Below are 1812 nucleotides of genomic sequence, written 5' to 3' on the forward strand. Positions count from 1 at the left end.
CGACTGTATGGCTGCGTATGCTGCTGCCTCCAAGGTGGATTCCTTTGCGGAAATGCCCGCTCTGAATTTGGGGCAGGCCATGACGAACTTTACCGCAATTTTTTGCTATGGTTGGCGTTATGGCTGCGGCAGTCTATGTGGCTTCCGCGTTTCTGCAAATACCAATCCCTACGGTCATAGATAACATGCGCCTACATATGGGAAATGTGATATGCTTGCTTTCCGGCCTGCTCTTAGGGCCGGTACAGGGCGTGCTTGTAGGAGAGTAGTATCCATAAACAGGAGGTATATAATGGTTATTAGTCCAAGTGAATATATTAAAAAATGCCTAAAAATTGATTTTGATAACAGCGTTGAAAATATTATTGATACAGGTGCCTCAATTATAATATTTGAAAAAGGTACTATGCCGATTGAAATGGGCGAAATGATAAATTGTTTCTATTTTATTATCTACGGACTTGTCAGAGGCTATTATATTGATGATGATGGAAATGAGGTTACAAAATGTTTTGTTTATGAAAATGGTTTTTTTGGTTCGGAATGTTATCGTACCAAAGACACTTCGACTTTTTTTGTGGATTGTTTGGAAGAATGTAAATGTATTAAACTTCCCTATTTTCTAATACAGAAAATCATGTCAATAGATCAACGCGTAAATCAACTCATTCATAGTATGTACTTAAACGAAATCGGAAAGTTGGAGGATAGAACAAGAAAACTTTTACTGCTTACTGCCGAAGAGCGCTATATATTTTTTTGCAGGGAATATCCAAACTTGCAGAGGCGGTTACAGCTAAAATATATAGCGTCCTATATTGGTATTAAGGCTGCTTCTATGAGCAGAATTAGAAAAAAGTTGAAAAACCAGATATGAATTAACATAGGTGAATTACAGCCGCTTTTTGGAGAAGTATAATCATTCTCAAAAGGAGGTGTTCAGCTTGAAATTTGCATTAATCACCGGCGCAACAAGTGGTATCGGATTTGAACTGGCAAAATTGTTTGCACAGAATGGTTATGGGCTTGTTTTAGTATCTTCTAACCAAAACCATTTAGATAATGTAAAAAATTCTTTAGAAACCAGCTATTCCATTCCAATTTATATCTTTGAACAAGACTTGACCAAAATCGATGCAGCGGAACAATTATATCACCAGATAAGAAAGGAAAAAATTTCTATTGCTGTATTGATTAACAATGCAGGATTTGGTTTAGTGGGAGCAACAGACGAAATTGATCTTCGACAAGATGAACAGATGATAACTGTAAATGTAACGAACCTTGTTTTGTTGTGCAAGTTATTTCTACCGGATATGTATAAACAAAGGACAGGTAAAATCCTTAATGTTGCTTCAACAGGTGCCTTTCAGCCCGGCCCATATACTTCAACATACTTTGCAAGCAAAGCATTTGTTTTGAACTATACAAGGGCTATCCGATATGAAGCAAAATCCAAGGGTGTTGTAATTTCCACTTTATGCCCCGGAGCTACCAAAACGAATTTCTTTAATAGAGAGGGGACTATTACTCCGCACACTGCTATGTCAGCGGAAAAAGTTGCTCAAATTGCTTTTCGCGGCCTACAAAAGAATAAAGAAATTATCATTCCGGGACTAAAAAACCGATTACTTCAACTTTTTCCGGTGAAAGTAAAAATGATTAGTGTTGCAAAAATGAAACAAAATAAATAAACGACTGCCGCACGACGGCAAGAGAAAAAAAGCCGTCGTATAGCAGCCACTTCCCTGTGCTTTTTATCATATACGGCGGCTTTGAGAAATCGGAGCCGTCATTTTTTTCTGTCTGCGC

General features: G+C 37.8%; 4 protein-coding genes. All 4 read left to right on the forward strand.

Features of this window, described 5'->3' with window-relative positions; translation table 11 throughout:
- Positions 1-184: hypothetical protein (locus tag NFS31_RS26605; protein WP_251502070.1), on the forward strand; the 184-nt coding region annotated here is incomplete at its 5' end.
- Positions 120-269, forward strand: a complete 150-nt coding sequence (locus NFS31_RS28130; protein WP_251502072.1) for an ECF transporter S component — start codon at positions 120-122, stop codon at positions 267-269. The genes NFS31_RS26605 and NFS31_RS28130, both read left to right, overlap by 65 nt.
- A gap of 23 nt (positions 270-292) precedes the next feature.
- Positions 293-877 (forward strand): Crp/Fnr family transcriptional regulator, encoded by a 585-nt coding sequence (locus NFS31_RS26615; protein WP_251502073.1) that lies wholly within the window; start codon positions 293-295, stop codon positions 875-877.
- A 67-nt stretch (positions 878-944) separates the two neighbouring features.
- The gene (locus tag NFS31_RS26620; protein ID WP_160259171.1) at positions 945-1694 is read left to right on the forward strand and encodes an SDR family NAD(P)-dependent oxidoreductase; all 750 of its coding nucleotides are present in this window, start codon (positions 945-947) and stop codon (positions 1692-1694) included.
- Positions 1695-1812: the final 118 nt, after the last annotated feature.

Source organism: Otoolea muris (assembly GCF_943193115.1).
Taxonomy (GTDB): Bacteria; Bacillota; Clostridia; order Lachnospirales; family Lachnospiraceae; genus Otoolea; species Otoolea muris.

Coding starts and splice junctions, on each gene's coding strand:
- NFS31_RS26615 (WP_251502073.1), top strand. CDS start 293: ATGGTTATTAGTCCAAGTGAATATATTAAAAAATGCCTAAAAATTGAT.
- NFS31_RS28130 (WP_251502072.1), top strand. CDS start 120: ATGGCTGCGGCAGTCTATGTGGCTTCCGCGTTTCTGCAAATACCAATC.